The organism is Natrinema sp. CGMCC1.2065 (assembly GCF_051225675.1).
Lineage (GTDB): Archaea > Halobacteriota > Halobacteria > Halobacteriales > Natrialbaceae > Natrinema > Natrinema thermotolerans.
Window position 1 is genome coordinate 19,629 of sequence record NZ_JBPJSJ010000018.1, and the last position, 26,312, is coordinate 45,940.

24 protein-coding genes and 2 pseudogenes are annotated in these 26,312 nt (G+C 67.3%); 11 read left to right on the top strand and 15 right to left on the bottom strand.

Annotated elements, in window-relative coordinates; all coding sequences use genetic code 11:
* Positions 1-225: 225 nt before the first annotated feature.
* The gene (locus tag ACSBP4_RS16115; RefSeq protein ID WP_435552821.1) at positions 226-1,431 is read left to right on the top strand and encodes an MFS transporter; all 1,206 of its coding nucleotides are present in this window, start codon (positions 226-228) and stop codon (positions 1,429-1,431) included.
* On the opposite strand, the gene ACSBP4_RS16120 is transcribed toward ACSBP4_RS16115, so the two are convergent.
* Positions 1,428-1,805: a VOC family protein gene (locus ACSBP4_RS16120; protein WP_049965972.1), complete on the bottom strand. Its 378-nt coding sequence runs from the start codon at positions 1,803-1,805 to the stop codon at positions 1,428-1,430. The genes ACSBP4_RS16115 and ACSBP4_RS16120 overlap by 4 nt on opposite strands.
* A 178-nt stretch (positions 1,806-1,983) precedes the next feature.
* Here ACSBP4_RS16120 and ACSBP4_RS16125 point away from each other — a divergent pair.
* Positions 1,984-3,272 (top strand): annotated as a pseudogene (locus ACSBP4_RS16125) (RNA-guided endonuclease InsQ/TnpB family protein).
* Between the two features lie 187 nt (positions 3,273-3,459).
* Positions 3,460-3,897 carry a universal stress protein gene (locus ACSBP4_RS16130; protein WP_006651139.1) on the top strand — a complete coding sequence of 146 codons (438 nt, stop codon included), beginning with the start codon at positions 3,460-3,462 and terminating at the stop codon, positions 3,895-3,897.
* Between the two features lie 36 nt (positions 3,898-3,933).
* Here the strand turns inward: ACSBP4_RS16130 and ACSBP4_RS16135 are convergent, their stop codons facing one another.
* The 4 genes from ACSBP4_RS16135 to ACSBP4_RS16150 form a co-directional block, all read right to left on the bottom strand.
* A complete protein-coding gene (locus ACSBP4_RS16135; protein WP_435552822.1) occupies positions 3,934-4,593 on the bottom strand; it encodes a helix-turn-helix domain-containing protein in 660 nt (219 codons plus the stop codon).
* A gap of 111 nt (positions 4,594-4,704) precedes the next feature.
* Positions 4,705-6,024, bottom strand: a complete 1,320-nt coding sequence (locus ACSBP4_RS16140) for a Coenzyme F420 hydrogenase/dehydrogenase, beta subunit C-terminal domain (protein ID WP_435552823.1) — start codon at positions 6,022-6,024, stop codon at positions 4,705-4,707.
* The gene (locus ACSBP4_RS16145) at positions 6,025-8,427 is read right to left on the bottom strand and encodes a rhodanese-like domain-containing protein (protein ID WP_435552824.1); all 2,403 of its coding nucleotides are present in this window, start codon (positions 8,425-8,427) and stop codon (positions 6,025-6,027) included.
* A gap of 541 nt (positions 8,428-8,968) precedes the next feature.
* Entirely contained in the window at positions 8,969-9,331 is a 363-nt protein-coding gene (locus ACSBP4_RS16150; RefSeq protein WP_006651134.1) for a cell division protein SepF, read from the bottom strand.
* Between the two features lie 214 nt (positions 9,332-9,545).
* Between ACSBP4_RS16150 and ACSBP4_RS16155 the strand changes: the two genes are divergently transcribed.
* Positions 9,546-10,310 (top strand): DUF1028 domain-containing protein, encoded by a 765-nt coding sequence (locus ACSBP4_RS16155; RefSeq protein ID WP_435552825.1) that lies wholly within the window; start codon positions 9,546-9,548, stop codon positions 10,308-10,310.
* Positions 10,311-10,339: 29 nt separating this feature from the next.
* Here ACSBP4_RS16155 and ACSBP4_RS16160 read toward each other — a convergent pair whose 3' ends face one another.
* Positions 10,340-10,789, bottom strand: coding sequence for a CBS domain-containing protein (locus tag ACSBP4_RS16160; RefSeq protein WP_435552826.1), 450 nt, complete (start codon positions 10,787-10,789; stop codon positions 10,340-10,342).
* A 167-nt stretch (positions 10,790-10,956) separates the two neighbouring features.
* Positions 10,957-11,436, bottom strand: a complete 480-nt coding sequence (locus tag ACSBP4_RS16165; protein ID WP_006651131.1) for an RNA-binding protein — start codon at positions 11,434-11,436, stop codon at positions 10,957-10,959.
* A gap of 113 nt (positions 11,437-11,549) precedes the next feature.
* Here ACSBP4_RS16165 and ACSBP4_RS16170 point away from each other — a divergent pair, with 113 nt between their 5' ends.
* A complete protein-coding gene (locus tag ACSBP4_RS16170; RefSeq protein ID WP_006181481.1) occupies positions 11,550-11,843 on the top strand; it encodes a DUF7562 family protein in 294 nt (97 codons plus the stop codon).
* A gap of 23 nt (positions 11,844-11,866) precedes the next feature.
* Here the strand turns inward: ACSBP4_RS16170 and ACSBP4_RS16175 are convergent, their stop codons facing one another.
* Complete coding sequence (locus ACSBP4_RS16175) at positions 11,867-12,508, bottom strand: helix-turn-helix domain-containing protein (RefSeq protein ID WP_435552827.1); 642 nt, start codon at positions 12,506-12,508, stop codon at positions 11,867-11,869.
* 85 nt (positions 12,509-12,593) lie between these two features.
* Between ACSBP4_RS16175 and ACSBP4_RS16180 the strand changes: the two genes are divergently transcribed.
* Complete coding sequence (locus ACSBP4_RS16180; RefSeq protein ID WP_233274345.1) at positions 12,594-13,487, top strand: alpha/beta fold hydrolase; 894 nt, start codon at positions 12,594-12,596, stop codon at positions 13,485-13,487.
* Between the two features lie 99 nt (positions 13,488-13,586).
* Positions 13,587-14,885, top strand: a complete 1,299-nt coding sequence (locus tag ACSBP4_RS16185; RefSeq protein WP_435552828.1) for an RNB domain-containing ribonuclease — start codon at positions 13,587-13,589, stop codon at positions 14,883-14,885.
* Positions 14,886-15,206: 321 nt separating this feature from the next.
* Here the strand turns inward: ACSBP4_RS16185 and ACSBP4_RS16190 are convergent, their stop codons facing one another.
* Positions 15,207-15,494 carry a hypothetical protein gene (locus ACSBP4_RS16190; RefSeq protein ID WP_435552829.1) on the bottom strand — a complete coding sequence of 96 codons (288 nt, stop codon included), beginning with the start codon at positions 15,492-15,494 and terminating at the stop codon, positions 15,207-15,209.
* Between the two features lie 45 nt (positions 15,495-15,539).
* On the opposite strand from ACSBP4_RS16190, the pseudogene ACSBP4_RS16195 reads away from it, so the two are divergent.
* A pseudogene (locus tag ACSBP4_RS16195) lies at positions 15,540-15,833 on the top strand (RNB domain-containing ribonuclease); the annotation flags it as partial.
* A gap of 66 nt (positions 15,834-15,899) precedes the next feature.
* On the opposite strand, the gene ACSBP4_RS16200 reads toward ACSBP4_RS16195, so the two are convergent.
* Together ACSBP4_RS16200 and kdgK1 are read right to left on the bottom strand one after the other, a co-directional pair.
* Positions 15,900-16,448: a GNAT family N-acetyltransferase gene (locus tag ACSBP4_RS16200; protein ID WP_049965960.1), complete on the bottom strand. Its 549-nt coding sequence runs from the start codon at positions 16,446-16,448 to the stop codon at positions 15,900-15,902.
* Between the two features lie 105 nt (positions 16,449-16,553).
* Positions 16,554-17,507: a bifunctional 2-dehydro-3-deoxygluconokinase/2-dehydro-3-deoxygalactonokinase gene (kdgK1, locus tag ACSBP4_RS16205; protein ID WP_373631802.1), complete on the bottom strand. Its 954-nt coding sequence runs from the start codon at positions 17,505-17,507 to the stop codon at positions 16,554-16,556.
* A 243-nt stretch (positions 17,508-17,750) separates the two neighbouring features.
* On the opposite strand from kdgK1, the gene ACSBP4_RS16210 reads away from it, so the two are divergent.
* Positions 17,751-17,999, top strand: coding sequence for a hypothetical protein (locus ACSBP4_RS16210; protein WP_006651123.1), 249 nt, complete (start codon positions 17,751-17,753; stop codon positions 17,997-17,999).
* Between the two features lie 15 nt (positions 18,000-18,014).
* Here ACSBP4_RS16210 and rtcA read toward each other — a convergent pair whose 3' ends face one another.
* On the bottom strand, positions 18,015-19,067 hold the full coding sequence (gene rtcA, locus ACSBP4_RS16215; protein ID WP_435552830.1) for an RNA 3'-terminal phosphate cyclase: 1,053 nt from the start codon (positions 19,065-19,067) through the stop codon (positions 18,015-18,017).
* A gap of 130 nt (positions 19,068-19,197) precedes the next feature.
* Between rtcA and ACSBP4_RS16220 the strand changes: the two genes are divergently transcribed.
* Positions 19,198-20,604: an MFS transporter gene (locus ACSBP4_RS16220; protein WP_435552831.1), complete on the top strand. Its 1,407-nt coding sequence runs from the start codon at positions 19,198-19,200 to the stop codon at positions 20,602-20,604.
* Between the two features lie 14 nt (positions 20,605-20,618).
* Here the strand turns inward: ACSBP4_RS16220 and ACSBP4_RS16225 are convergent, their stop codons facing one another.
* The gene (locus tag ACSBP4_RS16225; RefSeq protein WP_435552832.1) at positions 20,619-21,554 is read right to left on the bottom strand and encodes a DUF7351 domain-containing protein; all 936 of its coding nucleotides are present in this window, start codon (positions 21,552-21,554) and stop codon (positions 20,619-20,621) included.
* 126 nt (positions 21,555-21,680) lie between these two features.
* Between ACSBP4_RS16225 and ACSBP4_RS16230 the strand changes: the two genes are divergently transcribed.
* On the top strand, positions 21,681-22,976 hold the full coding sequence (locus ACSBP4_RS16230) for an MFS transporter (protein WP_435552833.1): 1,296 nt from the start codon (positions 21,681-21,683) through the stop codon (positions 22,974-22,976).
* A gap of 9 nt (positions 22,977-22,985) precedes the next feature.
* On the opposite strand, the gene mutL is transcribed toward ACSBP4_RS16230, so the two are convergent.
* Together mutL and ACSBP4_RS16240 are read right to left on the bottom strand one after the other, a co-directional pair.
* Positions 22,986-25,214 carry a DNA mismatch repair endonuclease MutL gene (gene mutL, locus ACSBP4_RS16235; protein ID WP_435552834.1) on the bottom strand — a complete coding sequence of 743 codons (2,229 nt, stop codon included), beginning with the start codon at positions 25,212-25,214 and terminating at the stop codon, positions 22,986-22,988.
* A 135-nt stretch (positions 25,215-25,349) separates the two neighbouring features.
* Positions 25,350-26,252 carry a hypothetical protein gene (locus ACSBP4_RS16240; RefSeq protein WP_435552835.1) on the bottom strand — a complete coding sequence of 301 codons (903 nt, stop codon included), beginning with the start codon at positions 26,250-26,252 and terminating at the stop codon, positions 25,350-25,352.
* Positions 26,253-26,312: the final 60 nt, after the last annotated feature.

Genomic DNA, 26,312 nt, shown 5'->3' on the forward strand with positions numbered 1-26,312 from the left:
TTTGCCGGTATCACGAACACGTCCGGGTGGCGTTTTCGACATCGAACGAACAGACAGTCAGTCGAATGCCCCACCGATTACTATAATTGTCTTTCGTGGGGTTCGCTCGAGCGCCCGGATCGAGTCACCGCCGGCCCCGTCGGGGTCGGCGATACACGCAATCGATTCGGCAGGGGACACCGTCGCCGCCACGTTTTTCGAACCCCTCTGCAAAGGGTACCGCGGATGGAGCGATCGGACTGGCGGACCGTCCTGTTGGTCACGACGTGGCAGATCTCGGCGAGCATCTGTTACTATACGATCTTCGCGGCGACGCCGTTCTTCCGGACCGCCTTCGGCCTCTCCCGGTTTTCGGTCGGGGTCGTCGTCACGGCACTCACCCTCGGCTACGCCGTCTTCCTGTTGCCCCTCGGTGCCCTGACCGACCGGTTCGGTGAGCGGACGACGCTGACGCTTGGCCTGCTCGGACTCGCGACGGGGACGCTGCTGGTCGCGGGTGCGCCCACCTACGCACTGTTGCTCGCGGCGGTGTTCGTTCTCGGGTCGCTGTATGGCACCGCGATTCCGGGGACGAACAAGGCCGTCTTCGACAACATCGATTCCGGTCGACGGAACCTCGCGATGGGGATCAAACAGGTCGGCGTCACCGGTGGCAGCGGCATCAGCGCCCTGCTGGTCACCGGACTCGCGGGCGCGCTGTTCTGGCAGGCTGGCTTTCTCGTCGCCGCCGCCGTTGGACTGCTCGTCGCCGTCGCCTTCTATCGGCTTTACGCGAGCGACAGCGAGGGGGACGAGCCCGGCTATCCGGACTTCCGCAAACTGCTCTCGAATCGGGCGTACCGCTCGTTGATCGTTGCTGGGCTCTTTCTCGGAGCGGCCCTGTTCACGACGACGGGCTACACCGTTCTCTACGTCGAGGAGTCCGTCGGCGCGTCCGTCGCGTTCGGCGGGGTCGTCCTCGCACTCGTCCAGTTGTTCGGCAGTGTGGGTCGCGTGCTGACCGGGTGGCTGAGCGACGCCCTCCCCGGGGAGCCACGGGTCAGGATCGGCTCGCTGCTGATCGCCCAATCGATCGGCAGTGCCGTCATGTTCGTCGTCGTCGCGTCGACGACGAGCGAACGCGGCGCCGCAGTCGCCTTCTCGGTTCTCGGTTTTTTCGTCCTCGGCTACACCGGCGTCTACTACTCCGTCATGGCGACGCTCGTCCGCGCCGACGAGATGGGCGGTGCGACCGCCGGCGGCCAACTCGCGTTGACGAGCGGCGCACTCGTCGCCCCGCCCGCGTTCGGCTATCTGGCCGACACGGTGGGCTACCGCACGTCGTGGCTGTTTTTGGCCGCCGTCGTCACGATCGCGGCCGGATTCCTCGTCCAGGTCGTTCGGACGGAGCCGACCGTGACGAACCCCGCTGCGGCCGGCGAGTCGGACTAGGAATCGAGTTCTTCGACCAGTTCGACCACGTAACCGTCCGGGTCCTCGAGGAAGGCAACGCGGACGCCGATGTCGTCCATCGTCATCGGTTCCTCGTGGACCGGCGGATCGACCCGTTCGACGAGTCGATCGAAGACCTCGTCGACGCTGTCGACGCCGACCGCGACGTGGGCCATCGTCCCGGAATCGATCTCCGGGCCGCCCTCGGGATCGTACTTGAACTGGAACTCCGCGTTCTCGCCGCCGATGTAGACGTTCTCGACCTCATCGTCGGTCACGAACGACCAGTTCTCCTCGAGTCCGAGGGCGTCGACGTAGAACGCCCGGGTGCGGTCGAGATCCGAGACCCACAGCGCCGTGTGAATGACGTCCATATGGTCCGGAAAAACGTCGTCGGGCAAATGGTTACCGGAGAATCGAGAAGAAAGCCCCGTCCTTTAGGGCGGGGATGAATCCGACAACTCCTACACATTCCACCGTTCGAGAGCACGGCATGATATTCCACGCTGCATAATACACGCCTTCAAGTAGGTTCGTCTAAATAGGTTACGTATGGCGAAACAGGTCGTCACCCGCACCTACACTGCTTCCATACGGAACCAGCAACAGGTGTCTGACGACCTTGATTCGCTCGGGTTCGCCGCCAGTAAACTCTGGAACGTCGGACGGTGGGTCTGCGACCGCGTGTGGGGCGAAATCGGCCATATTCCCGGTCACAATGAACTCACCATGTACCTGAACACACACGAACGCTACGATGACCTGCATTCTCAGTCAAGTCAGCGAGTCCTTCAAGAACTCGCTGAGGCGTTCAACGGCTGGTACGGCAAACGACGCAACGGAGATGCACGAGCGAACCCCCCCCCCCCCCGAAGTACCGCAAACACGGCAACGACCACCCGCGAAGCACGGTCACGTTCAAAGCCGCTGGCTTCAAACTCGACACAGAGTATGGGAGAGTCCGACTCAGCAAAGGCTCGAACTTCAAGGAGTATTGGTCGGACTTCATTCTCTGCGAGTATCATACCCGGCCTGACGTTGATCTCTCCACCGTGGAGAACGTCCAACAAGTGAGAGCCGTGTGGACAGGTGATGAATGGGAACTGCACTTCGTGTGCAAGGTCGAAATCGAGGTTCCTGACGCACCCGGTGAGAAAACCGTGGGTGTTGACCTCGGTATCAACAACTTCGCCGCGCTTGCCTACGAAGACGGCCACAGCGAACTGTACCCGCTGAACTGCCTGAAGCAGGACGACTACTACTTCAGCAAACGCATCGCTCGCTGTGACGACTCCGACTCAGAGCAAGCCACGCGGTTGAACCAGAAGAAGTCGGCCCGCCGCACCCACTACTTCCACACTCTCTCCAAGCACATCGTCCAGCGGTGTGTTGATGAGGGCGTTGGAACGATTGTGGTGGGCGACCTCTCCGGTATCCGCGAGGACGAAGAAGACGAGGAGTCGAAGAACTGGGGTAAGCACGGCAACCTTGACTTGCATTCGTGGGCGTTCGACCGCTTCACCGACCTTCTCACGTACAAGGCAGAGATGGAGGGTATCACGGTTGAAAAGGTATCAGAGCGTGACACTTCGAAGTCGTGTTCGTGTTGTGGTCGGAAGCGGAAGAAGAACCGTGTTGAACGCGGGTTGTACGTCTGCGATAGTTGTGACACGGTAGCGAACGCGGACGTGAACGGCGCTGAGAACATTCGGCAGAAAGTATCTCCGAGTTCACCGAGTTTTTCGGTGAATAGGAGTAACGGCTGGTTGGCACAGCCATCGACGTACCTGTTTGACAAGGAAACTGGTGCGTTCGCACCTCAAGAACGGGTCACGTCGTAAACCACAATATCCCAAACGCGGTCGGGAATCCTCGCCCTTCAGGGCGGGGAGGATGTCAATGGCAGGCACCGGGGCTGCCGGTTCTTCGGGGATGCGACGCGGACTCTCCAATCGGCCGGCCGGGCGTCGCCGTCACGCGATGGGAACCGCCAGTACAGCTTTGACGGCGTGGCTCTCACGATCGGGTATGTACCACGTCCTCGTCCCGGTCGATACCGACGAGCAGCGCGCGACCGCACAGCTCGAGACGCTACGCTCGCTCCCGGCCGATCCCGACGACCTGTCGGTGACGGTCCTGCACGTCCTCGAGGAGATCGACACGATCGCCGACGAAGGTGGAACGACGTTCATCGACGATCTCAACGAGTCGCTGCCCGAGATCCGTGACGTTCCCGACACCGTCCCGCTGATCGAGGAACGGCTCGCGGACGACGGCATCGACGTCGAGCGGATGGAAATGGTCGGCGACCCGGCCGACGGTATCGGACAGGTCGCGGCGGAGATCGACGCCGATGCGATCCTGCTGGGCGTTCGGAAACGGTCGCCGGTCGGCAAAGCGATCTTCGGCAGCGTCAGTCAGCGGGTCATCATCGACGCCGACCGACCGGTCATCATCGCCGAATAAGGAAAACGGGGTTCGGTCCGAAAACGATGCCAGCAGCTACGTTTCTTCCTCGAGGATCGCGTCCATCAGCTTCGTCTGGGCCGCCGCCAGATGCTCGGTGAAGGTCGATCGGGCGACGCCCAACTCCTCGGCGACATCGGTCGCGTTCGCACCCTTCGGGTAGTCGAAATAGCCCATCTCGTGGGCCGTCTCGACGATTTCCTGTTGTCTGTCCGTGAGTATCTCGCGGTCGACGACGACCGGATCCGCCGAGACCTCCTCGTGGTCCTGTGTCAGTTCCTCGACGAGGACGCCGTCGAACAGCTCCCGCAGGCGATCGACGATGTCGGCGATCTCGGCCAGTTCGAGGGTCCGAAAGGACAACAGCAGGGAGCCATCCTGGGCCCGGACCGAGGAGACCGGGGTCCCGGTTCCCTCGACGACCTCGCAGACGCAGTCAGCGGCGGCGTCGCGCTCGAACCGGTAGATGGCCTCCCGTTCGTTCGACTGGACCGGCGTCAGCTCGACGCCGGCGTCCCCGCTCTCGTCGATCGAGGCGTCGGCGGCGACGCCGAACTCCTCGACGACGGTCCCGTCGGCGGTGGCCCGTGAAGAGCGAGCGATCGAGTCGATCTGCTCGTTGGCCGCCGCCGAGACAGTAGCGACCGGACAGTCCGCCGGTTCGTTGACGACGACCGTTGCACGAAAGCCCGTCATACTACCCCATACGGGACGGCGGGGGATAACCCGGCCGAGAATTCCCGCCGGATGAAAACACTTCGAGCGGCCCCAACGCGTCGCTCGAGCCCGCGGCCGGCCGTCAGCCGGTCAACACCACTCTTCGTACTGGTGGACACGAGCCGGGTTCAGCGGTTCGGGCTCGCGGTCGGTTCCGTCGTAGCTCTCGCGGTGGTGTTCGTAGGTAATGCCGATCCCGGCCTCGGGGTCGTACTCCCGCGGGAGGATCGACTCGGCGCGACGGCGGTTCCAGTCGGCCAGTTTCTCGAGCGTCCCCGGCCGATCGATCGCGGCCGTCTCGAGGGCGGGGGCCGCCGTCTCCCAGGCCGACTCGCCGGTTTCGGTCCGGACGACGACGGTCGTCTCGCCGTCCGGGCTGCCGACGTTGCCGACGCTGATGTCGGCCGCGCCGCCGACGAAGTCCGCACACTCGTCACAGCCGCGCAGCCCGGCCGCGTCGAACGCGTCGACGTCGGTCTCGAGCAGCGTCTCGCCGGCCGTGTCGGTCGCACGGAGTTGCCCGTCGCTGATGTCGAGGGTATCGACGGCGGCGGGGTCGACGTCGAAGGTCTCGAGTCGCGACACCAACCGGCTGTGTTCGAAGCTGCGGGTACACATCAGCCCGACGGTCAGCGAGATCGGGTCGGCGGGCTCGTGGTCGTAGCGATCGAGCGCGGTCGCCCCCTGGATCATACAGGGGGTGCCGACGAACGCGAGGTCGGGATCATCGGTCTCGCGGGTCGTTTTACTCCCCGCTCGACTGTTCGAGGCGCTTTGCGCCTCGCTCCCCAGATCGGCGTCGGCGAGCAGTTCGTCGAGTTGTCCCAGTCCCATCGTCTGGTTGTAGATACTACCGCCCGCCGCGAGCAGTTCCTCGCGGGAGGTCGCCAACACGGCCTCGCCGCGCAGCGGTTCGTCTTCCTGTTCGCGGGCGACGACCGCGCCGTCGATCTCGCCCGCTTCGATGAGTTCGGCGAGCAGCGCCGTCACGACGCCGCCGTCCTGACCCGCGTTGGCGGCCTCGTCGGTCGCCCGCGCGGCGTAGGTACCCGGCTCCGCGAGGCCGCGTTCTTCCTGGGTCAGCTCGAGGTGGCGCTCGTAGCGCAGGCCGCTGCGGGGACAGAAGTCCCAGCAGCGCGAGCAGCCGGTACACATCTTGACCAGCGTCGGTCTGCCCTCGTCCTCGTCGATGCCGATGGAGTCGGAGGGACAGGCGGCGACACAGGAGGCACACTGGATGCAGCGGTCGGCCTCGATGACGGCCTCGTCTAAGTCGCGGAACCAGATCTTGCCGGGGGCCTCGGCGACGTCGCGGTCCTGTTCGCGCGGGTCCTCGCCGATGCCCTTGACCCCCGCCTGCGGAACGCCGGGACGGGGCCTGTCGGTCCCGGCAGGATCGGTACCCGACATCTAGCTCACCTCCGTCCCGATGGCGGGCGAGTCACGCGCCGGCCGTTCGGTGACGATTTCGCGCAGTTCCGCGTTCGAGGTCCGGTCGGCCCACTCGGTGAAGGACTCCTCGGGCTCGCTGTCGGCGTCGTAGGCACACATTGTGGCCTTGACGACGCCGGGCACGTCGTCGATCGGGATCTTCCCGACGAGCCAGTCGATGAACTCGTCGTTGCCGAGGTCGCCGCCCAGTCCGAGGTCGGCCGCCCGCCCGGACTCGTAATCGTCGCGGTAGACCTCGCCGCGCAGCCCGAAATCGCCCAACTGGGGCTGGGCACAGGAGGCCGAACAGCCCGACATGTGGATCCGGATCGCCTCGTGATCGTCGGCGATTCCAACCTGCTCGGCCCAGTCGTCCAGTTCGCGGGCCCACCTGATCGCCCTGTTTTTCGTCTCGATGATCCCGTAGTTACAGAACTCCCGGCCCGTACAGGTGACGATTCCGCGCGTGAACGGCCCCGGATCGGGGCTGTAGCGCTCGAGCAGCGGCTCCTCGAGCAATGCCTCGAGGTCATCGTCGACCAGGTGCGGAACGAGGACGTTCTGGTTGGGCGTCAGGCGGACCTCGCCGTCGCCCAGTTCGCCCGCCAGTTCTGCCAACTCCGCGAACTCGTCGCCGCCCATCCGGCCCGTCGGGACGTTCAGCCCGACGTAGGAGCGGCCGTCCGCCCCCTCGTGGACGCCGACGTGGTCCCCGCGGTAGTCCATCGTGAGGGTCTCGTCGGGCTCGACGAACTCGAAGTCGGCGTAGGACTCGAGTTCCTCGCGGAACCGCTCGGGGCCGAACTCGGCGACGAGAAAGCGCAGCCGGTTGACCGCGGTGTCGAGGTAGCTGCCGTGGTCCATGAAGAGGTCGGCCATCGCGGCCACGAGGTCGTCGACCTGGTCGGGTTCGACGAAGAGGTCGATGTCGCTGGCGACGCGGGGGCCGTCCGAGAGGCCGCCGCCGACCCGCGCGACGAACCCGTCTTTTCCGTCCTTCCGGGCGGGCGTCAGCCCGAGATCCTGAATGCCCGAGCGGGCGCAGTCCTCGTGACAGCCCGTGACGCTGACCTTGAACTTCCGGGGCAGATTGGCGTAGTGGTGGTCGCCGAGGAACCGCTGGCTCACCCGCTCGACGACGGGTTCGATGTCGACGGTCTCGTCGGGGTCGAGCCCGGCCGCGGGACAGCCGACGACGTTCCGGACCGAGTTGCCACAGGCCTGCATCGTCGAGAGCCCGACCGCGTCGTAGCGGTCCCAGATCTCGGCGACGTCCTCGATCTCGATCCAGTGCATCTGGACGTCCTGCCGGGTCGTGGCGTCGAGATAGCCGTCGCCGAAGACGGGGTTCTGGTCGGGGCCGCCGTACTCCGCGGGGGCCCGGGCGAACTCGTCGGCGACCTCGCCGATCGTGCGGGCCTGCTCGGCCGTGAGCCGGCCGCCCGGAGCGCGGGTCCGCAGCATGAAGTAGCCCCGCTGTTTCTGGTGGTAGAGCCCGATCAGCTTCAGCCGACCGAGGACGTCCTCGCCCAGCTCGTCGACCATCGCCCCGAAGCCGCCGTTGTCGGCGTAGTGACGGACCTGTTCCTGTAGCTCGACGGGGTCCCACTCGGGCGCCTCGGCTCGCACCCAGTCGGTGAGACTCCCCTCGTAGAAGGCCACGTCCTCGTAGCCCAGGTGTCGGAGGACGACGAACGTGTGACTGAGCCGCCGGGCCGTGTTACAGTACAGCAGGATCCGCTCGTCCGGTTCGATCCCCCGCTCCGCGAGCAGGGCCTCGAGGTCGTTCTCGGACTTGAGCCGGCCGTCCTCGAGCAGGTCCTCCCAGTCGAGGTGGACGGCCCCCGGGATGCGGGACTGCTCGTACTCGGCGGCGGTCCGGGTGTCGACGAGGACGGCGTCGCCCTCGACGGCCGCCTCGACCGCGTCCCGGTCGACCAGCGGCGCGTCCTCGCACAGCGCGGCCTCGTAGTCGGTCGGCTCGCGGTCGGGGACGTCCGTGGTCAGCGAGCGGTCGTCGCCGTCGCGCCAGGCCTCGAGGCCGCCGTCTAACAGGTAAAGACTCCCCTCGTGACCGTAGACCAGTGCGGTCACCAGAAAGCGGGCCGCGAGCGCGGGGTCGCCACCGTACGCGACGAGCGTGTCATCGGGGTCGATGCCGGCCTCGGCGAGCAGACTCGCGAAGTCGTCGGCCGCCGGCAACTTCCCGGCCGCGACGCTACTGGGGTCGCGGAACCGATCGCCCGGGACACTGACTGCGCCGGGGAGATGCCCCAACTCCTCGTAGTCGCGCCGCTCCCGGACGTCGACGGCGACGACCGAGTCCGACTCCCGGTGGGCCTCGAGCCACGACGGCGAGACGACCGCGGGGCCGAAGCTCACGCACGATCACCCGCGCGGTCGCGATCGGTGCGGCCGCGGCGACCGGACCGGGCCGATCGACCGCTCGCCGACCGTTCCTGTCGAACGTTCGATACTGTCGTACTCATGGTGTACCCGTCGGTTGTAGCCGACTCCCCTTTCAGCTACGCGTCCGGGTAAACAGTACCGTCGCTCCGGAACCACGGCAGCGGGCCGTCGCCACTCCTGACAGAACTGTTACCCTTCGTATGTCCTGATTTTATTCGCCCCGTCGGATGGATCTCGCGACTCGGGAGCCCTCCCGCTCGAGTGGCCATCGGGCGGCTCCGTCGTCGGAATCGGCAGAAATGTCCGCCTCTGTCGGACGGATCGCCGGGCTGGACCGACCAATCGCCGGTCGCGACATCGACGCGTCCGTTCGGTCGATCGGCGGTTCGCCACGGGTAACACAGCGAGAGTCCGAACTCGAGCCGAACCGAAAGACGGTGCCGAAAAGCAGCGAGACGATACCGACCACGAAGGGGTGTTCGACACTGGGTCACGGGCTCGGCGGCCCCGTCGCTCAGAGCTTCTGGCCGAGCTTCTCGCGGCTGATCCGGACGCCCGTCGGGGTGATGATCATCTGATCGTCGCCCTTTCGGACGATGTCGCCGTCGACCTCCTGGGCCACCTGCCGCAGTTCGTCGATGACGTGTTCGACCGTGCTGTCCTCGGTCCGGAGCCGCGTGATGTCCGCGATGACGATGTCGCCGTCGTAGACGGCGTCTTTGATGTCGATCGCGTCGGCCTGACTGCCGACCTCCGCGATGTGTACCTGCATCGTCGCCTCGGCCGACCCCGCGTCGACGTCCTCGAGGTTCAGTTCGGCGTAGTCCTCGACGGTGCGGGACTGGTTCCCGCCGAGAATTTTGCTCATCAATCCCATAGGTGTGTGCGTCCGTCGCTGTCTGTATAGTTCTTACGTCAGACACGGTCGTCACAGCCGGACCGTCGTCGGTCGATTACGGTCGTTCAGTCGGGACAGTCGGACGGTTCGATCGGTTCGTCCCGGCGGCCAGTGGGGTGGACGGTCGGACCGGCAAGCGGTCCGATTGGGCCGTCCGTGGGTTTTTAATTCCTTCACCGTAGCGATTCAAACGATGACGTTTAGCATCTGCGTCCACGAACCGTACGAAACCGAATCCGGGGAGCGCCACCACCGGTTCGGCGTTGCGGTCACGACGCGACTCCCGGGTGTCGGGACGCTCTGTCCCTTCGTCAGCGAACACGGTGCCGTCGCGACCCAGAGTCTGGTCAACGTCGAACTCGGCGAGCGCGGGATCGCCTACATCGACGACGGGTTGGCGGTCGACGACGTCCTCGAGGCCCTGCTCAACGCCGACGAGGGCGCACCCCAGCGCCAGCTCCACGGGGTCGATCGGGAGGCGACGTTTACCTTCTCCGGCGAGGAGTGTGGCGACTGGTACGGCCACCGCGAGGGCGAGACCTACACCGTCGCCGGCAACCTGTTGACCGGTCCCGCGGTCCTCGAGGCGGCCGCGGAGGCTTACGAGGCGACCGCCGTTCGCGACGAACCGGACCCCTCGACCGGTCCGGACGCCGTCACCACGGACGTCGACACCGACCCGCTCGCGAAGCGATTGATCGACGCGCTCGCCGCTGGCGACCTCGAGGGCGGAGACAAACGCGAGGAGTTGTCGGTCCAGAGCGCGGCAGTCGTCGTCGAGACGACCGAGTCACACCCGGTGGAGCCGCCGTACAACGACCTGCGGGTCGACGCGACCGAGACGCCGATCGCGGACCTGCGGGAGACCTACGACCTCGCGGTCCGGGGCTACCGGGACACCCTCGCCCGGCACGAGGGCGCCTACGAGGCCGACGACCTCACGGAAAGCGGCGAGTGAGCGCCGGCCGAGCGGCGAACGGTGGGTACTCAGTCGCCCGCAGTGAGACCGGACTCGGCCGACCGATCGACCCGGAGCGGCTCGTCGTCCCACTCGATCTCGAGTCGATGCCGCGAGAGGTACGGTGCCAGCGTGTGCGCGGCGAGCAGCCCGCGGTACCGACCGTCGGCCACGACGGGAAGCTGTCTGACCCCGGCGGTTCGCATCCGTTCGGCGGCCGCGGACAGCGTCGCAGTCGGGCCGATCGTCGTCACCTGGTTCGACATGAACTCCCGAACGGCCGGCCGGTCGTCCGTCTCGGCGACCAGTGCGACGATATCCGACCCGGTGACGATACCAATGAGCGAGCCGTCCTCGAGAACCGGGAGCGCGGACACGCCCGGACGGCGGAGTCGCCGCGCCGCTTCGGATACCGGGGTCGTCGGTGCGATCGTCGGGGGTGATCGGAGGGCGACCGTTTCGACCGTCGTCCGGATCATGGGACATGAGACCGCACGACAGTATATAGGTCCTGTGGACATACGTCTTCTAGATCCTAGTATTGCTAGCACTATCTCTCACTAACCGAGGAATTTGAACGGATTCGTAGCAGAGTTTTGGGTCGACGGGGAAACGCGCGCTCTCGCCGCCGCATGACCCGACCGACTCACCCGGTGAACTCGTAGAGGTCGTCGCCGACGTGGTGCAGCGAGTCGACGACCTTCCCCTCGTTGCCGGCCATCTCCGATCCGTCGACGCGGGCGCGGCCGACGGCCAGGACCTTACCGTGGGACTCCTCGGCGATGACGACCAGATCGTCCGGCGAGATGTCGTCGGTGGCCTCGGTGATTCCGGGCCGCATCACGTCGGCCCCGTCGCTGACGAACGAGACCGCGCCGGCGTCGACCGTGACGAGTCGCTTGTCGGGATCATAGGCGTTAGCGCCCCGGACCGTCAGGAACGGTTCCTCGTCGAAGTACGCGACCTGTGGCTCGCCGTCGATGAGGACGACCTCCCAGTCGGTGTCCTCGAACTCGACGCGCTCGTAGGCGTCGCCCTCGGGGGAGACGCCCAGCTGTGCCTCGAGCGTGTCCTCGAGGGCCGAGACCGCGTCGCTGCGGAGGTGATGTCGGGATTTGACCTGCATGTCCGGCCCAACGAGCGGTCCGGAAATAAAAGACCCGTTCCGGACCCTCGAGCCGCCGGGCGACGCCGCGGGGCGTACCAATTGCTAAGTGGGTCCACCCCGTCGGACCGCGTATGTGGCCCGCTCGGTCGGGAACCGAGACCGTCACCTGTCTCGCCTGTGGCACCGAGTGTCCGCGCGACGAGGCCCGCGAGTACGACAAACACGGGGATCGCTGGGACCGCGCGGACAAGACCTTCGAACACCTCTGTAAGTCCTGTCACCGCGAGCTGTGTCATCACCCGCGGGACGACCTCGAGGACCTGCTGGTCGAGATCGAGGCCGGGCGGCGGGACCGGGCGGGCTTTCTCGCGAGCTACCTGACGGCGGTCGAGGAGCGATACGGGCCGCTCGAGGAGGAGTCGTAAGCGACGGTCGCCGCCGGTCGGCGCTACCCCGTGTCGATGGCGTCCGTCACGAGCGTCGCTTCCGCTTTCCGCAGTAGTTCGCCGGCCGTACTGCCGGCACAGTCCAGTTCGTCGGCGACGTCCGCGACCGAGCCCGACCGCGGAACGTCGTAGTAGCCGACGGCGACGGCGGCCTCGAGGGCGGCCCGCTGGCGGTCGGTCAGCCCGGCCGCCGCCCGACGGTCGAACTCGCGGACGCGTTCGATCGTCCCCTCGCCCAGTTCGGTCAGCTCGTCGTAGAAATCGGTCAGCGCGTCGGCTCGTCCGACGGCCTCGAACGCCACCGCACCGGTGTCGCGAAACGTGACCGGCGGCAGGAACACGATCCGCGCGTCCTCGACGAGCGTAAGGATCGCCGCCTCGAACTCGTAGGTCGTCTGGTGGACGAAGGCGTACGTCCCGTCGTCGCGCTCGACGAACTCGGTCGCGGTGACGCTCTCGACGGCGGCCAGCAGGTCGGCGGTCGCGGCGGGCCTGCCGTCACACCACAACAGCGTCGTCACGGTCCCCATCGGCCCCCACATCAGGAGTTCTACCCGCGACACGCCATCCGTCGCCACGAGCCGTCGATGGAGGGGGTGTGCGACCCCATCCGGAAACGTCACGCTGAACGAAACCCGTCTCATCGTCGGCCGATGTCACCGAGAGCTATTAAAAGACCGCATGGGTCCGGGAGAAGTCACTCCCGGATCGGGCGACAACGCTCGGTCGATGACACAGTCGCGATCGGATGCCTCGGCCGAAGACGACGGCCGCGGGGCAGATCCACCGACGATCGTTACAGAGGCCGACGGGAGGCGGGTCGCGTACGCCGACTACGGCGACCCGAACGGGACGCCGGTCGTCGCCCTCCATGGTACACCCGGCTCGCGCCGCTTCGGTGCCCTGTTCGACGACCAGGCGCGGGAAAACGGTGTTCGGCTCCTCGTCCCGGACCGGCCGGGGTACGGACGCTCGTCGCCCGTTCCCGACCGCGACGTCGCCGACACCGGCGCGACCGTCGCTGCGGTCCTCGAGGCTGAAGGCATCTCTCGGGCAGGAATCGTCGCGTTCTCCGGGGGCGGACCACACGCGCTCGCGGTCGCAGCGACGCGGGGAGATCGCGTGACGGAGATCGATATCGTCTCGGGCGCGCCGCCGCCGTCGCTCGCGGCCGATCTCCCCGCCGTTCAGCGCCTGCTCGGCTCGCTCGCACGGCGGACCCCTCGCATACTGCGCGGGTTACTCGGGGTCCAGACGCGACTCGTCGCGCGGACGCCGCCGGCGGTCGTCCTCTCGCAGTACACGACGGCGGCCGAGCGCGCCGAGATCCCGCCGACGATGGCGGAGCGCGTTCGGCGCGACTTCCTCGAGGGGGTCGGGACACAGCGGGACGGGTTCGTCACCGAGACGCGACTGGTAACGACGGAGTGGGAGTTCTCGCCGTCGGATATCGATCACACGGTCCGGCTCTGGCACGGCGACGCCGACGCGAACGCGCCCCTTCGAGGGGCCCGCCGCCTTCGGGAGCGGTTACCCGACGGAGAGTTGACCGTCCTCGAGGACGCCGGCCATCTGACCGCCCTGTCCCGCAGTCGGTCGCGGATCGTCCGGTCCCAGCGGTAAGCGGGCGCGCTTGGCCCGACACGCCCCGCCGCCCGGTCGGCGGTTCCGAGCGGGGCCGATCCCGACACGACTTTCACTCTTACGTGCGTAGCCCTCGGCATGAGTGACGACGCACAGGCCGAAGCCGGGACCGTGGAAGGGCAAGGTCCCGTCGAGGTCTCCGAGGATCTCGCGCGCCATCTCGAGAACAAGCGCGAGGACTTATTCGAGGAGTTCGAGTTGCGCGACGAGTTCCCCCCGGAAGTGTTGGAGGAGGCCGAGGCCCGGACGGAGGGCGTGACGGCCGAGATCGAGGACGAGATCGACGAGCGGAAGGATCTGCGCGATCTGACGACGTGGACGACGGACCCGATCGACGCCCAGGACTTCGACGACGCGCTCTCGATCGAGGAACGCGACGACGAGTACGTCCTCTGGGTCCACATCGCCGACGTGACCCACTACGTCAACCCGGAGACGGCCATGTGGGACGAGGCCGTCGAGCGGGGCAACACGGTCTATCTCCCCGGCTACACGGTCCACATGCTGCCGCCGGTGCTGGCCGAGACGGTCTGCTCGCTGGTTCCCAACGAGGACCGACTGGCCCACACCGTCGAGATGCACCTCGACAAGGAGAACCTGACCTACGAGAACATCGAGATCTACAAGTCGGTCATCGAGTCCGACGAGCGGCTCACCTACGCCGAGGCCGAAAGCCGGCTCGAAGAGCCCGACGCCGACCTCCACGAGGAGAACGCGCTGGTCTACGATCTCGCAGAGCAGATGCACGAACAGCGTAAGGAAGACGGCTCGCTCGTCCTGAACCCGGCCCGCGACCGCGCCCACACCATCATCGAGGAGTGCATGCTGAAGGCCAACAAGGCCGTCACGCACGAACTCATGTGGAACCGCGGCGTCTCGGCCATGTACCGGGTCCACCCTCAGCCCAGCCCCGACGAGTGGTCCGAAGCGCTGCGGGAGATTCAGGACCTCGACGGCGTCTCGATCCCCGGCAGCACGTGGGACGACCCGCGCAAGGCCGTCAACGCGACGCTCGAGGACGCGCCCGAGCGCCAACTGGACAAGATCCAGTGGGCGGTGATGAAGGTCATGCCTCGAGCGCGGTACATGAACGACCCCTTCGGCGGCCACCACGCGCTGAACTTCGAGATCTACGGCCACTTCACGAGCCCGATCCGGCGGCTCAGCGACCTGATCAACCACTGGATCGTCTACCAGAACGACGTACCGGAGAACCTCGTCGAACTCTGCGATCGGGCCAGCGACAAGCAGAAAGACGCCGAACAGTGCGAGCGCGAGTACAAGGACTTCCTGCAGGAGGTCGGCCTCGATCCGATGGCGGTCAACAACCGGGGGATCGAAGTCGTGGACGAGAGCGAGGCCGAGAAGACGCTGTGAGGGAGGTCGTCCGAGACGGCAACGCCGTCTCGTGATCCCGAAAATCGGAGATTTTCGAGGACCTCGGCACAGCGAACGGAGAGCGTAGCGAACTGCGAGCAGGCGAGGAAGCCGAGAAGACGATCTGACCAGCTTTCGTTGTCAGAACTTCCTTCGTGAGCGCCCGTGTTCGGTACTGTGCGATTACACCGGGAAGCGGGTACGTTAACGCGTGATTCGGTTGGTTGTCATGTGATGCCCCACTCGCGCGGCAAATTTGCTGTCAAATTAACTTCTTGCGTGCCACATGTCACCACGGCCGCGCTAAGATGGACCCATTCTTCACCGAAAGCGACTCAACAGGGATGTGACACCCGTGGCCTCCGCGGCGATGACGAATCCGATCACACTTACGCCTAACCCCCAGACGAGACTGGACGTCCCCGAGTTAGAAAGCGCGAGGTCTATACCACCGAAGACGAAGAACACTGCGAGTCCCAAGTACACGACTGTGGCAACCGTCGCTAGCATCGCATCTTTCGTTGCGGAATAGACGGTAGTATAGAGTTGTTCCTGGTCGATACCAGGGGTTGCACCACCATCGGTGGCCGTTTTCTCTTCAGAGTTCATACCTATGGTAATCGCACCTGTGGCTATAAAATTTGTCCGCCAACATACATGAACGACCCGTTCGGCGGCCATCACGCGCTGAACTTCGAGATCTACGGCCACTTCACCAGCCCCATTCGCCGACTCAGCGACCTGATCAACCACTGGATCGTCTACCAGAACGACGTCCCCGAGAACCTGATCGAACTCTGCGATCGGGCCAGCGACAAGCAGAAAGACGCCGAGCAGTGCGAGCGCGAGTACAAAGACTTCCTGCAGGAGGTCGGCCTCGATCCGATGGCGGTCAATAACCGCGGGATCGAAGTGGTCGACGACGAGGAAGCGGAGAAGACACTGTAGCAGCCGGAAACCGTCCAGTTTTCTCCCGTTCAGTGGGGACGAGTTGCGGTGGTGCGAACGACCGGCTCAGTCGGCGTCGAACCGCCGTTCGTAGACGTGTTCCTCGAGCCCCTCACCCAGATCCGACGGTCGAGTGCCGACGCGGTCGAACCCCCGCGATTCGTAGAAGGCAATCCCGACGTCGTTGGCTGCAAGCACCGCCAGTCGGAGCCGGTCGGCGGTCCTCTCGAGGGCGGTTTCGAGCGCCTCGAGCAGGGCGGTGCCGACGCCCTCGCTCCAGACGGCCGGGTGGACATAGAGGCGGGCGAGAAACGCCACGGAGGTGTCTTCCGGCCACGGGACCGCGTGGGCGAACCCGTGACAGTCCGCGCCCGTCCCGGTCCCGTCCTCGCCGTCGTCGGTCGATCCTTCGGCCACGAGAAAGGCAGCATCCTCACGGTCCGTCGCCGCCGCGATCGACGACTCGAGGTCGCCGAGCGCGTACCACTCGTCGACGACGGTATCGACCCGCTGGGGGCCGAGGATGTCGTCGTAGGCGGCGTGCCAACTCTCGCGTGCGATCCCGTGGACGACCCAGACGTCGTCGACCGTCGCCGGACGAACGGTTCGACTCACGGCCGGAGGTAGTACAGCGGTCGATAAAAAGCGAGGCCCGACCCCCAGCCGTTCGTTACGGTCGCCGTGCTGTGACTTCGGACCGAGCGAACAGTTACCAACCGACTACCGCGAGATGTCCCTATCCTGCTCTTTGACGACGGCCTCGACCTCGTCGGCGGTGACCAGCGCGACGTCGCCGGGGATAGTCCGCTTGAGTGCGGCCGTCGCGGCGGCGTACTCGAGGGCGGTCGGGACGTTGTCGCCGTCGAGTCGACGGGCGATGAACGCACCCGTGAAGGCGTCGCCGGTGCCGATGGGATCGACGGTGTCGGTCTCGTAGGCCGCGTGATCGTGGACGACGCTGTCGTGCCAGCCGACCGCACCCTCTTCCCCGCGGGTGACGACGACGGTCGTGAAATCGTATTGCGAGCCGAGTTTGTGTGCCAACTGTCGCGGGTCGCCCTCGAATCCGAGGACCGTCCGCGCGTCGCGGGCGGCGATCACGAGGACGTCGATGCCGGGGAACAGCTTGGTCAGCGTCTCTCGAGCCTCGTCGGGCGACCAGAGCTTGCGACGGTAGTTGAAGTCGAAGGCGGTGGTCGTCCCGCCCTTTCGGGCCGCTTTGAGCAACTTGAGCGTCGTGTCCCGCAGCGTCGAGGAGAGCGCTGGCGTGATCCCGGTCGTGAAAAAGACCCGCGCGTTCTGGATCTTGTCGATGTCGATGTCGCGGACCTTCGCCGTCGAGACCGCCGTGTTCTCCCGATCGTAGATCACGTTCGTCCCGCGGGGTTTGCCGGCGTGTTCGAGGTAGTAGGTTCCCTGTCGGCCCCGGTGGCTCCAGGTCACATCCGTCTCGATGCCGTGACCCCGGAGTTCGCTGACGACCCGGCGACCCAGCGGCGTCTCGGGCACCTTCGACAGCCAGGTCGCCGACGCGCCGAGCCGGTCGGCCGCGATGGCGACGTTGCTCTCGGCCCCGGCGGCCCGGACCTCGAACTCGTCGGCGTTCTCGAGGCGCTCGTTCCCCGGCGGCGAGAGTCGGAGCATCGTCTCACCGAAGGTGACGATGTCGCTCACCGGTCGGCCCTCCGAGTTGTACGGCCGCGACGGTCGGTGTGTCCCTCGGTCATACTCCAGCTAACGAACGGCGTTGCTATAAGTTGTGGCGGTCTGTCAACCCAGAATCACGCTGAACCGAGGGGAGGGTTTCGCTCGGACCGCGAATCACCTTCGGTGGCGCGGGAATCGACTGACGCTTTACGCTACCAAATGTCGCGTCGGCCGAACGGTTATAACGTTGCTATTCGAACATGTCTCCGGATGGTGTCGTCAGACGGACTCAAAACGTGGTTCGACTACCAACTTCTCTTTCTGGGACTCGCGATCACGGTGGTCATCGCCACCGTCGTGTGGAATCGACTGATGTCCTACCTGAGAACGCTACTGCTCGCGGCCCCGGAGTTCGATCCTGCGGCTCCGCAGTTCGCACTCGCGGTCACGGGAGCGGGTATTCTCGTCATTTCCCTGCTGGTCGTGCTAACGGGGCTGTTGAACCGAGAACGGCCGTGACCCCGGAGCCACGCGCTACGGAACCCCGTTCAACGGCGACGAGACCGAGGCGAGCGTCGTCTCGCCGTCGTCCTCGAGGTCGATCGCCGCGCCGAACGCTTCGAGCAGGGCACGCCGTGTTTCGACGTGATCGGTCACGGTCGGGATCCGTATCCGGCCGCCCGCGAGCGCGAGGAAGCCGAGCAGTTGATCGGCCATGTGCCGGTCGACCGGGGCCGCCCCCTCGAGGAAGCGGTTCGCCGCGTCGGCCGCGTCCTCGCCGACCCGCTCGGCCGGTTTGCCCCGTTCGCCGAGCGCGGAAAACCCGGCGATCCCGGTCCCGTGATCGATGCGGAGAACGAGGGCGCTGCCCGGCGAGGGGCTGTCGGCGGCGATCTCGCGCCGCTCGAGGAGTTCGAGGTCGTCTCGATCGAGTCGCTCGAGCGCCCCTTCGGCCTGTCGGTGGGCGACGTCGCGGTCGGCCAGCGATTCCGACTCGGTCGAGTAGAGGTGCAGGGCCTCCAGCGCCCCCCGCTCGACGATTTCGATCGGCTCGAGAGCGGACGGCTCGAGCCGGAGCGTGACCTCGCCGCCGCCCTCGGGGTAGAACCCGCGACGGTCGACCTCGCAGGTCGCCTCGAGGCCGAACCGCCGGACGAGCGGGAGTTTCACGCGCCGCAGGTAGTCCAGCGGCGGGGACCACGCCACGTCCGTCCCGCCGGTGATCGTGACCGACAGCGGCGACTCGAGGACCGTCGCCAGCGGGAGGACGGCGTTACAGAGCAGCGTCGCGCTGCCGGCGGTCCCGATGTCGACGGCGTACTCGCCGCCCTCGAGTCCGCCATCGCCCTCGATTCCGGGGTCGAACGCGACGGTCTCCGCACCCAGTTCCGCGCCCGAAACGTCTGCATCGCAGATCTCGGCCATCGTCTCGAGGACCGCCAGATGCTGGTGGCGAAGCCCGGGCGTCGGCCGGTCGCCGCGGACGTTCTCGAGGCGGATCGGCTCGTCCGTGAGGACCGACAGCGCGAGCGCGGTCCGGACGAATTGGCCGCCGGCGTTCGCGCCGTCGAGTTCGCGCGGGGACATGGGTTCGACTGCGGGCTCGAGGCACCTACCGGTGGCGGCTTCGGGCCGGTACCGATGGGGGGTTCGTCAACGCGGGCCGCGTTTCCGGTTTGTGAACTTTTTCCACGCTTCGTGGCGGAGTCCCAGCGCAATGCGACTCTGGCACGATCCGCTCCGGCGTCGGTGGCTCCTGTGGGCGATACTGAGCGGTCTCTTCCTGCTGGTCAACGTCAGCCGGCTCTCGACGGCGGTCCTCTCGGAGGACCTGATGGCGGCCTTCGGGACGACCGGGGCACAGCTGGGCACGCTCCACGCCGTCTTCTTCTGGGTCTACGCGGCGATGCAGATCCCGTCGGGTCTGCTGGCCGACCGGATCGGGCCCCGATTGACGGCCACCGCCGGGGCCGTCGTGATGAACGTCGGCGTCGTCTGGTTCTCGTTCGCCGAGGGCTATCTCGAGGCGACGCTGGCCCGCGGGCTGATCGGGCTCGGGGGGAGCGTGATCTTCGTCTGCGTCCTCCGGTTCTGTGCGAACTGGTACCGCACCGACGAGTTCGCGACGATGAGCGGCGCGACCTTCGCCGTCGCCGGCTTCGGCGGCGTCTTCGCGACGACCCCGCTCGCGCTGGCGGTCGGCCGGTTCGGCTGGCGGTCGACGGTCGCCGGGCTCGGCGTCCTGGGACTCGCGATGACCGTCGCCGCCTTCGCCCTCGTCCGGAACTCCCCGAGCGCCGCCGGCTTCGAGCCGCTCGAGGGCGTCCCCGGACAGGAGGTCCTGACGAACGCCCAGCTCAAATCCTATCTCGCCGCCGTCCTCCGGGACCGCTGGCTCTGGGTCGTCAGCGTCATGCTGTTCTGTTCGACCGGCGTGAACATCACGCTCTTCGGGCTCTGGGGCGTCCCCTACGTCGTCCAGACCTACGACGTGACGGTGACCCGGGCCTCCACGCTGACCCTGCTGGGCGGGCTCGGGCTGATGGTCGGCCCGCCCGCCGTCGGCTGGCTGGCCGACCGCCTCGAGCGCAGGATCGAGCTGATGGTCGCCGGCGGTGTCTGTTACACCTGCTGTCTCGCCCTGATCGCGGTCGTCGGAAATCCGCCGCTGCCGGTCGTCGGTGCGGTGTTTCTGGTGAGCGGCATCAGCCTCGGCGCGTTCGTGCTGGGGTACTCGGTCGTGCAGGAACGCCACCCCAGCAGCGCGAGCGGGATTTCGACGGGAGCGGCGAACGCGGCGGCCTTCACCGGCGCGGCGATCTTTCCGACGCTGATGGGGCGGGCGCTCGACGCCTACTGGACCGGCGACCTCGTCGGCGGCGTCCGCGTCTACACCGAGACCGGCTACCGGATCGCGTTCGGAATCGCCACCGTCGCCGGCGCGATCGCGTTCGCCTGTACGGGCTGGCTCTACTACCGCGAGAAGCGGGGTGCGACGGGTCCCGCCGACGCGCCCGCCTCGAGCGGCGAGAACCCCGACCTCGATCCCGACCCCGATTCGGACGAGCGGGGCGACGAGAAGACGGACGGCGACGACGGGGGTCGAGGCGTGCCCGGCGAATAAAGCCGGGCGTACCGCTACCGGTCCGGATCGGCGCTCTCGATCGTCGCGGACCGGACCGCGACCTCGTCGTCGACGGTGACCAGCAACGACTCGTTCCCGACGGGGATCGAGACCGCACACCGCCACGGATCCGTGGCCGTCACCGACGCGGCGTCTCGGGAGACGCACCACTCGAGTTCCCAGAACGGCGTCGCCGAAAGCGAGCGGCCGCGCTCGGCGGCGAACCGAACGACGCGTTCGTGTTCGAGGAGGACCAGCCCGGGCTCCGGTCGAAGGTGATTACCACACCGGCGACAGCGGAAGGTCGCGATCGGATCGTCCGCGGCGTCCGCGTCGGTGCCGTCGGAATCGGTACTGGTGCCGCCGTCGACCACCGACGGAACCGTGACCGCCATCGGACCCGTACAGGCCGGACAGACCCCATCACGGGCGAGCGCCACGTGGGACCGAACGCGCCGATCGAACGCCTCGAGGACGTCCGGTAACGTGCGGGACTCGAGCCCACCCGGTGGGAACGGATATCTGACGAGTCGGTCATCGCAGGCGCCGCACTCGATGGTAAGCCACTCCTCGCGGTACGACGCGACGAGTGTCTCCGCCCCGCAGTGCGGACAGCGGCCGTCGATCCCCGTGGGGCCGAACGCGGCCCGTCGGTTGTACGTCCCCGCGAGGATCGAGGTCGCCACGGCCCAGCCCGCGTATCGGAGTTCGTATCCGTCGTCCGTCCGCCTGACGAAGTGCCCCGTCAGCTCCCCGAGGTGGTAGTTGAACTGCGCGCTCACTTCGGCACCCACCTGCTCGCGCAGCGTCGAGAACGACGCGGGGTACTCGTCCCCCGTGCGACTCGCCTCGAGAAGCGCCCGCAGAATGTCGACTCGGCGGTCGTGTCCGAGCAGGGAGAAGGCGTCGGCGGGAACGAGATCGTCAGGCGCCGTCCGCTCGCGATCCATGCCTCGAACGTCGGCCCGACGCTGCAATAATCCTGCCGCCGTGGCGCCCACAGGAGTGTTAAATCTCCAACTAAAACTCGCGTTCGCGAGCGTATTTCCGGGCTCGGCAGTAGGTGTGGGACGACGATGTCGCGAGTTCGCGGAGGGCGCTCGGTCGCTATCGCCTACTACCTGTACCGGATGGCCGACTCGGTCGGATTCATCTGGCCGGTGTTTACCCTCTTTCTGTTGTGGAACGGTCTCACCTACGTCCAGATCGGGACGTTGAGTGCGATGTCCGCGGTTCTCGTCGTCTCGCTTGAGGTCCCGACGGGCTACGTCGCCGACCGGTACGGCCGTCGGCTCGTTCTTGGAGCAGGGATGCTCTCGATGGCCGCCTCGACGGCGGGATTCGTCGTCGCCGACGCCTTCCTCGAGTTCGCGGTACTGTACGCACTCTGGGCGCTCTCGATGGCGCTTCAGAGCGGGACCGCCGACGCGTGGCTCTACGACGCACTCGGCGGCGACAGAGCGGAGAACGAACCGTCCGAATCGCGACGGTTCACACGCGTACGGGGCCGGGGCGGGGCCGTCCACCAGTGGACGTCGGCCGTCACGATGATCGGCGGGGGCTTCCTCTACGTCGTCCACCCGACCGCTCCCTTCGTCGCCTCGGCGTTGCTCAACGCGGTCGGCGTGCTGGTGGTCGTCGCCATGCCGCGAAATGCGCAGTTCGAGGGGGCGGCCGCGAACTCCGGGAAGACGGACGAGCGGCTCGGCGTCTTCGAATCGCTCTCCGTACTCGCCGCGCGACTCGCGGCCCCCTCGATTCGGGCGGTCGTCGCCTACGCCGCGCTGTTTTTCGGCATCGTACACGCGGCCGACACGTACGTCCAGCCGATCACGGTCGACGTTCTCCGCGCACAGGTCGGTGGGGCGCTCGAAAACGTCTCCGTCGCCGGGATCGCAATCCGATCGGCGGCGCTGCTCGGGTTCGTCTACGCGGGGTTCGCGGCCGTGGCCGCCGTCGGCAGCTACTACGCCGAGGCCGTCCGTCGGCGGGTCGGGCTCCGGCACGCGCTCCGGTGGCTCCCGGTCTGTGTCGCTGCGTCGTTTCTCCTGCCGCTTGCCGTCCCGTTGCTCTCGGTTCCGGTCTTCTTCGGTATGAAAGGTGGCGAGGCGCTCTCGAAGCCGCTCGTCGCACAGTTCCTCAACGACCGGATACCCGACGCCGGCCGGGCGACCGTCCTGAGCGGGGTTTCGATGGGCAATGCGCTCGTCCGTGCGCCGTTGCTGCCTCTGGCCGGCGTCGTCGCGGACCGGGCGGCCCCGACCGGGGCCGTCGCCGCACTGGGCGGCGGTTTCCTCGCGGTCGCCGCCGTCGGGTACCTCCTCGCGTCGCCGCTCGCCGACGCCGCACCGAGGGCACCGTCGGAGGGGTAACCTACCCCGTCAGCCGCCGTGACCCGGATAATCCCGTTCGAACCGATCCTCGATCTCGGCCTCGTCGAAGCGGACGATCACCGGCCGGCCGTGCGGGCAGGAATAGGGGTTCTCGCAGTCGTCTAACGCCTCGAGCAGGTCGACGACCGACCCCTCCGTCAACGACGTGTTCCCGGTGATCGACGGATAGCACGCGAGGTCGCCGAGGAACTCGTCGGCCAGCGCGTCGACCGTCTCGGCCCCCGCCTCACGGTCGCCCGCGACGAACGAGGCCAACACGTCCCGCAGGCGATCGGGCTCGAGGGTCTTCTCGAGGACGGCGGGGACGGTCGTCACGGCGACGGTGCGGTCGTCGACCCGGTCGGCGTAAAAGCCCAGCCGCGAGAGCGCCTCGCTGTACTGCGCGAAGGCCTCGGCCTCGGCGGCGGTCAGCTCGAGTTCGACGGGGTCGGCCAGCGCCTGCGCGGTGGCGTCGTCGGCGAACGCCTGCTGCAGGCGCTCGTAGTTGACCCGCTCGTCGGCGGCGTGTTGGTCGATCAGGACGAGCCCGTCATCAGTCTCACAGACCAGATAGGTGTCGTGGAGCTGTCCCAGCACCCGCAGAGCAGGCAGCGAGTCGAACGCGGTTTCCTCGCCCGTCGCGGCCTCGCCGGTCAGGGTCCGCTGCTCGGTCGCGGCGTCGAACTTGCGGTCGGCGTCGCGACCCCGTTCCCGCTCCGCGCTCGCGTCGCTGTTCCGGCGCGAATCGGGGGCGCTCGAGGCTCCTGTGGTGGCCGCCCGATCGGACTCCCCCTCCGTCTCGCTCGAGTCGGCCGTGGAACCACCGGCGTCGGGTTCCGTGTGGGTGGCGGAATCGACGGCGGTCGGGGCGGTCGACCCGCTCGAGTCCGAGCTGGCGCTCGCGGCCCGATCGCCGGCCGCGCCGTTCGAATCGGCGACGGGGTCGCCGGCGTCCGTTTCCGTTCTCGCGTCCGCAGCCCCGTCGGTCGATGACCGCTCGACAGGATCGTCGTCACCGTCGCGTTCGGTCCCGCTCGAGTCGGTCGCCGCCGACGACGCCGTTTCGACGCCGTCCTCGAGCGTCGCGGGTTCGCCACCGGCAGCGGCCGGATCGGTCCCGGCTCCGGTTCCGCGCGCGTCGGGCCGGACCCGCGCCTCGCCGGGGGCCGACCGACCGCGCGGGGCACGCGAGCGAAGCAGGCCGTGATCGAGCAGGGCCGATTCGACCGCGGCGTCGACCTGCCGGCGGACCGCATCGTCGTCGTCGAAACGGACCTCCCGCTTGCGCGGGTGGACGTTGACGTCGACCGCCCCGCCGGGCACCTCGAGGAAGAGGGTGACGAACGGGTAGCGGTCGCCGCCCAGTTGCGTCCCGTAGGCACCCATGAGTCCCTCGCGGACGGCGTCGGCGGTGACGGCGCGGCCGTTGACGTAGGTCGCGAGGTAGTCCCGACTCGAGCGGTTGGTCTCCGGATGGGAGACGAGCCCCGAGACGGACTCGAGGGGGCCCGGTGGGAGGTCGTCGCCGTCGGCCTCGACGGGGATCATCGAGGAGGCGACCTCGCGGCCGTAGACGGCCAGGACGGCGGCCTGGAGGTCGCCCTGACCGGTCGTCGCGAACACCTCGCGGCCGTCGTGGGTCAGCGAGACGGCGACGTCCGGGTTCGCGAGCGCGTAGCGGGTGACGACGCGATTGACGTGGGAAAACTCCGTCGCGGTCGTCTTGAGGAACTTCCGGCGGGCGGGCGTGTTGTAGAAGAGGTCCTCGATTTCGACGGTGGTTCCAGCGGGACAGCCCGTCGGCTCGACACTGGTCACGTCGCCGCCCTCGTAGACGAGTTCCGTCCCCGCACCCTCGCTCCCGCGGGGCCGCGAGCGGATGGTCATTCGCGAGACCGAACCGATCGTGTGGAGGGCCTCACCGCGGAATCCCAGCGTCGCGACGCCCGACTCTAAGTCCTCGAGGCCGTCGATCTTGCTGGTCGTGTGTTCGCGGACCGCCGCCCGAAGGTCGGCCTCGCTCATTCCGCGGCCGTCGTCGGCGACCCGGATCAGTTCGGTGCCGCCCGCCTCGACGGTGACGTCGACGCTGTCGGCGTCGGCGTCTAAGCTGTTCTCGACGAGTTCCTTCACCGCGCTGGCTGGTCGCTCGACGACCTCGCCGGCGGCGATCCGGGCGACGGTGTCCTCGTCTAACTGGCGGATCTCGGTGTCGTCCTGGGGTGGGTCGGTAGTCATTGCTGGATTCGAGTACGGCGGCGTCGGTACCGTCGGCGTTCGTCCCCGTCGTGCGCACTCGATGGGGATCCCGGTGCGCTCCCATCGGTCCTCGTCCGCGGTCCGTTCATAGTTTTGGCTCGCGTTCGAACGGCGTTAAATTGTGGTTTGGGAATCGGCCGTCCCCCGCCGCGCCCGCTCGATCGCGTCGCGAACGACCTCGGCGTCCTCGATCGCCGACCGATCACAGCGAACGGCCGGTCGCCACCGGCGCTCGAGGACGAGTCGATCCGCGGTCGTTCGCACGTCGACGATCCGGTCCCACGGGACGAACCGCCTGTACGACGGAATGTGACGAGGTTCGATGACGATGCCGTCGGGATAGGCGCGGACATCGGCGCGGGCACCTTCGAGCCCGGAGACCGAGAACAGCGTCAGGTCGTCGCCGCCCGGGTTCGGGATCGAGAGCGTCGGTGCCCACCCGAGGACGATGAAGACGATCGATGGGAGGAGGAACCGGTACGAGGACGTGCCGGCGACGAGCGAGGCCGCCGTTCCGACCCCGAACAGGGCGAGGCCGATGGCGATCAGGAACGCGTGGGTCCCGGATTGATACCACGTCCAGTCGACGAGCATGTCGTCGCGATCGTCGATCACCGCACCGACGTAGGCGTCGCGCGTCGTCCGCGACAACAGCCAGCCCGAGAGGACGACCGCACCCGACGCGATACCGAGCAGTAGCAGCTGCCAGTCCCGTGCGCCTGTGTCGGTCACGGAGCGGACGCCGACACCGCCCGCGACGAGCGACGTGGGCGCCCAACAAGCGACGGTCCGCAACCGCGAGGCACCGAATCGGATCGCGGCGTCGGCGGTGACACGCGCGACGATGGCCCCACAGAGCAAGCCGGCGGTGAACGCGGTCGGAACCAGCGCGACGAGAGCGTCGCTCGAGGCCCCCGCGGCGACTCCACCGAGCGCGACGAGGCCGACTGCGACCGCCGCGACGGACAGGCCAACGGCCGCAACCACGTCGATGCCGGGGTTCCCAGAAGTCGCCATCGGCTACACTTGGTAGCCGGTCGACATATTCGTTACCCGTCCGTGCTACCGCGGGGCGCC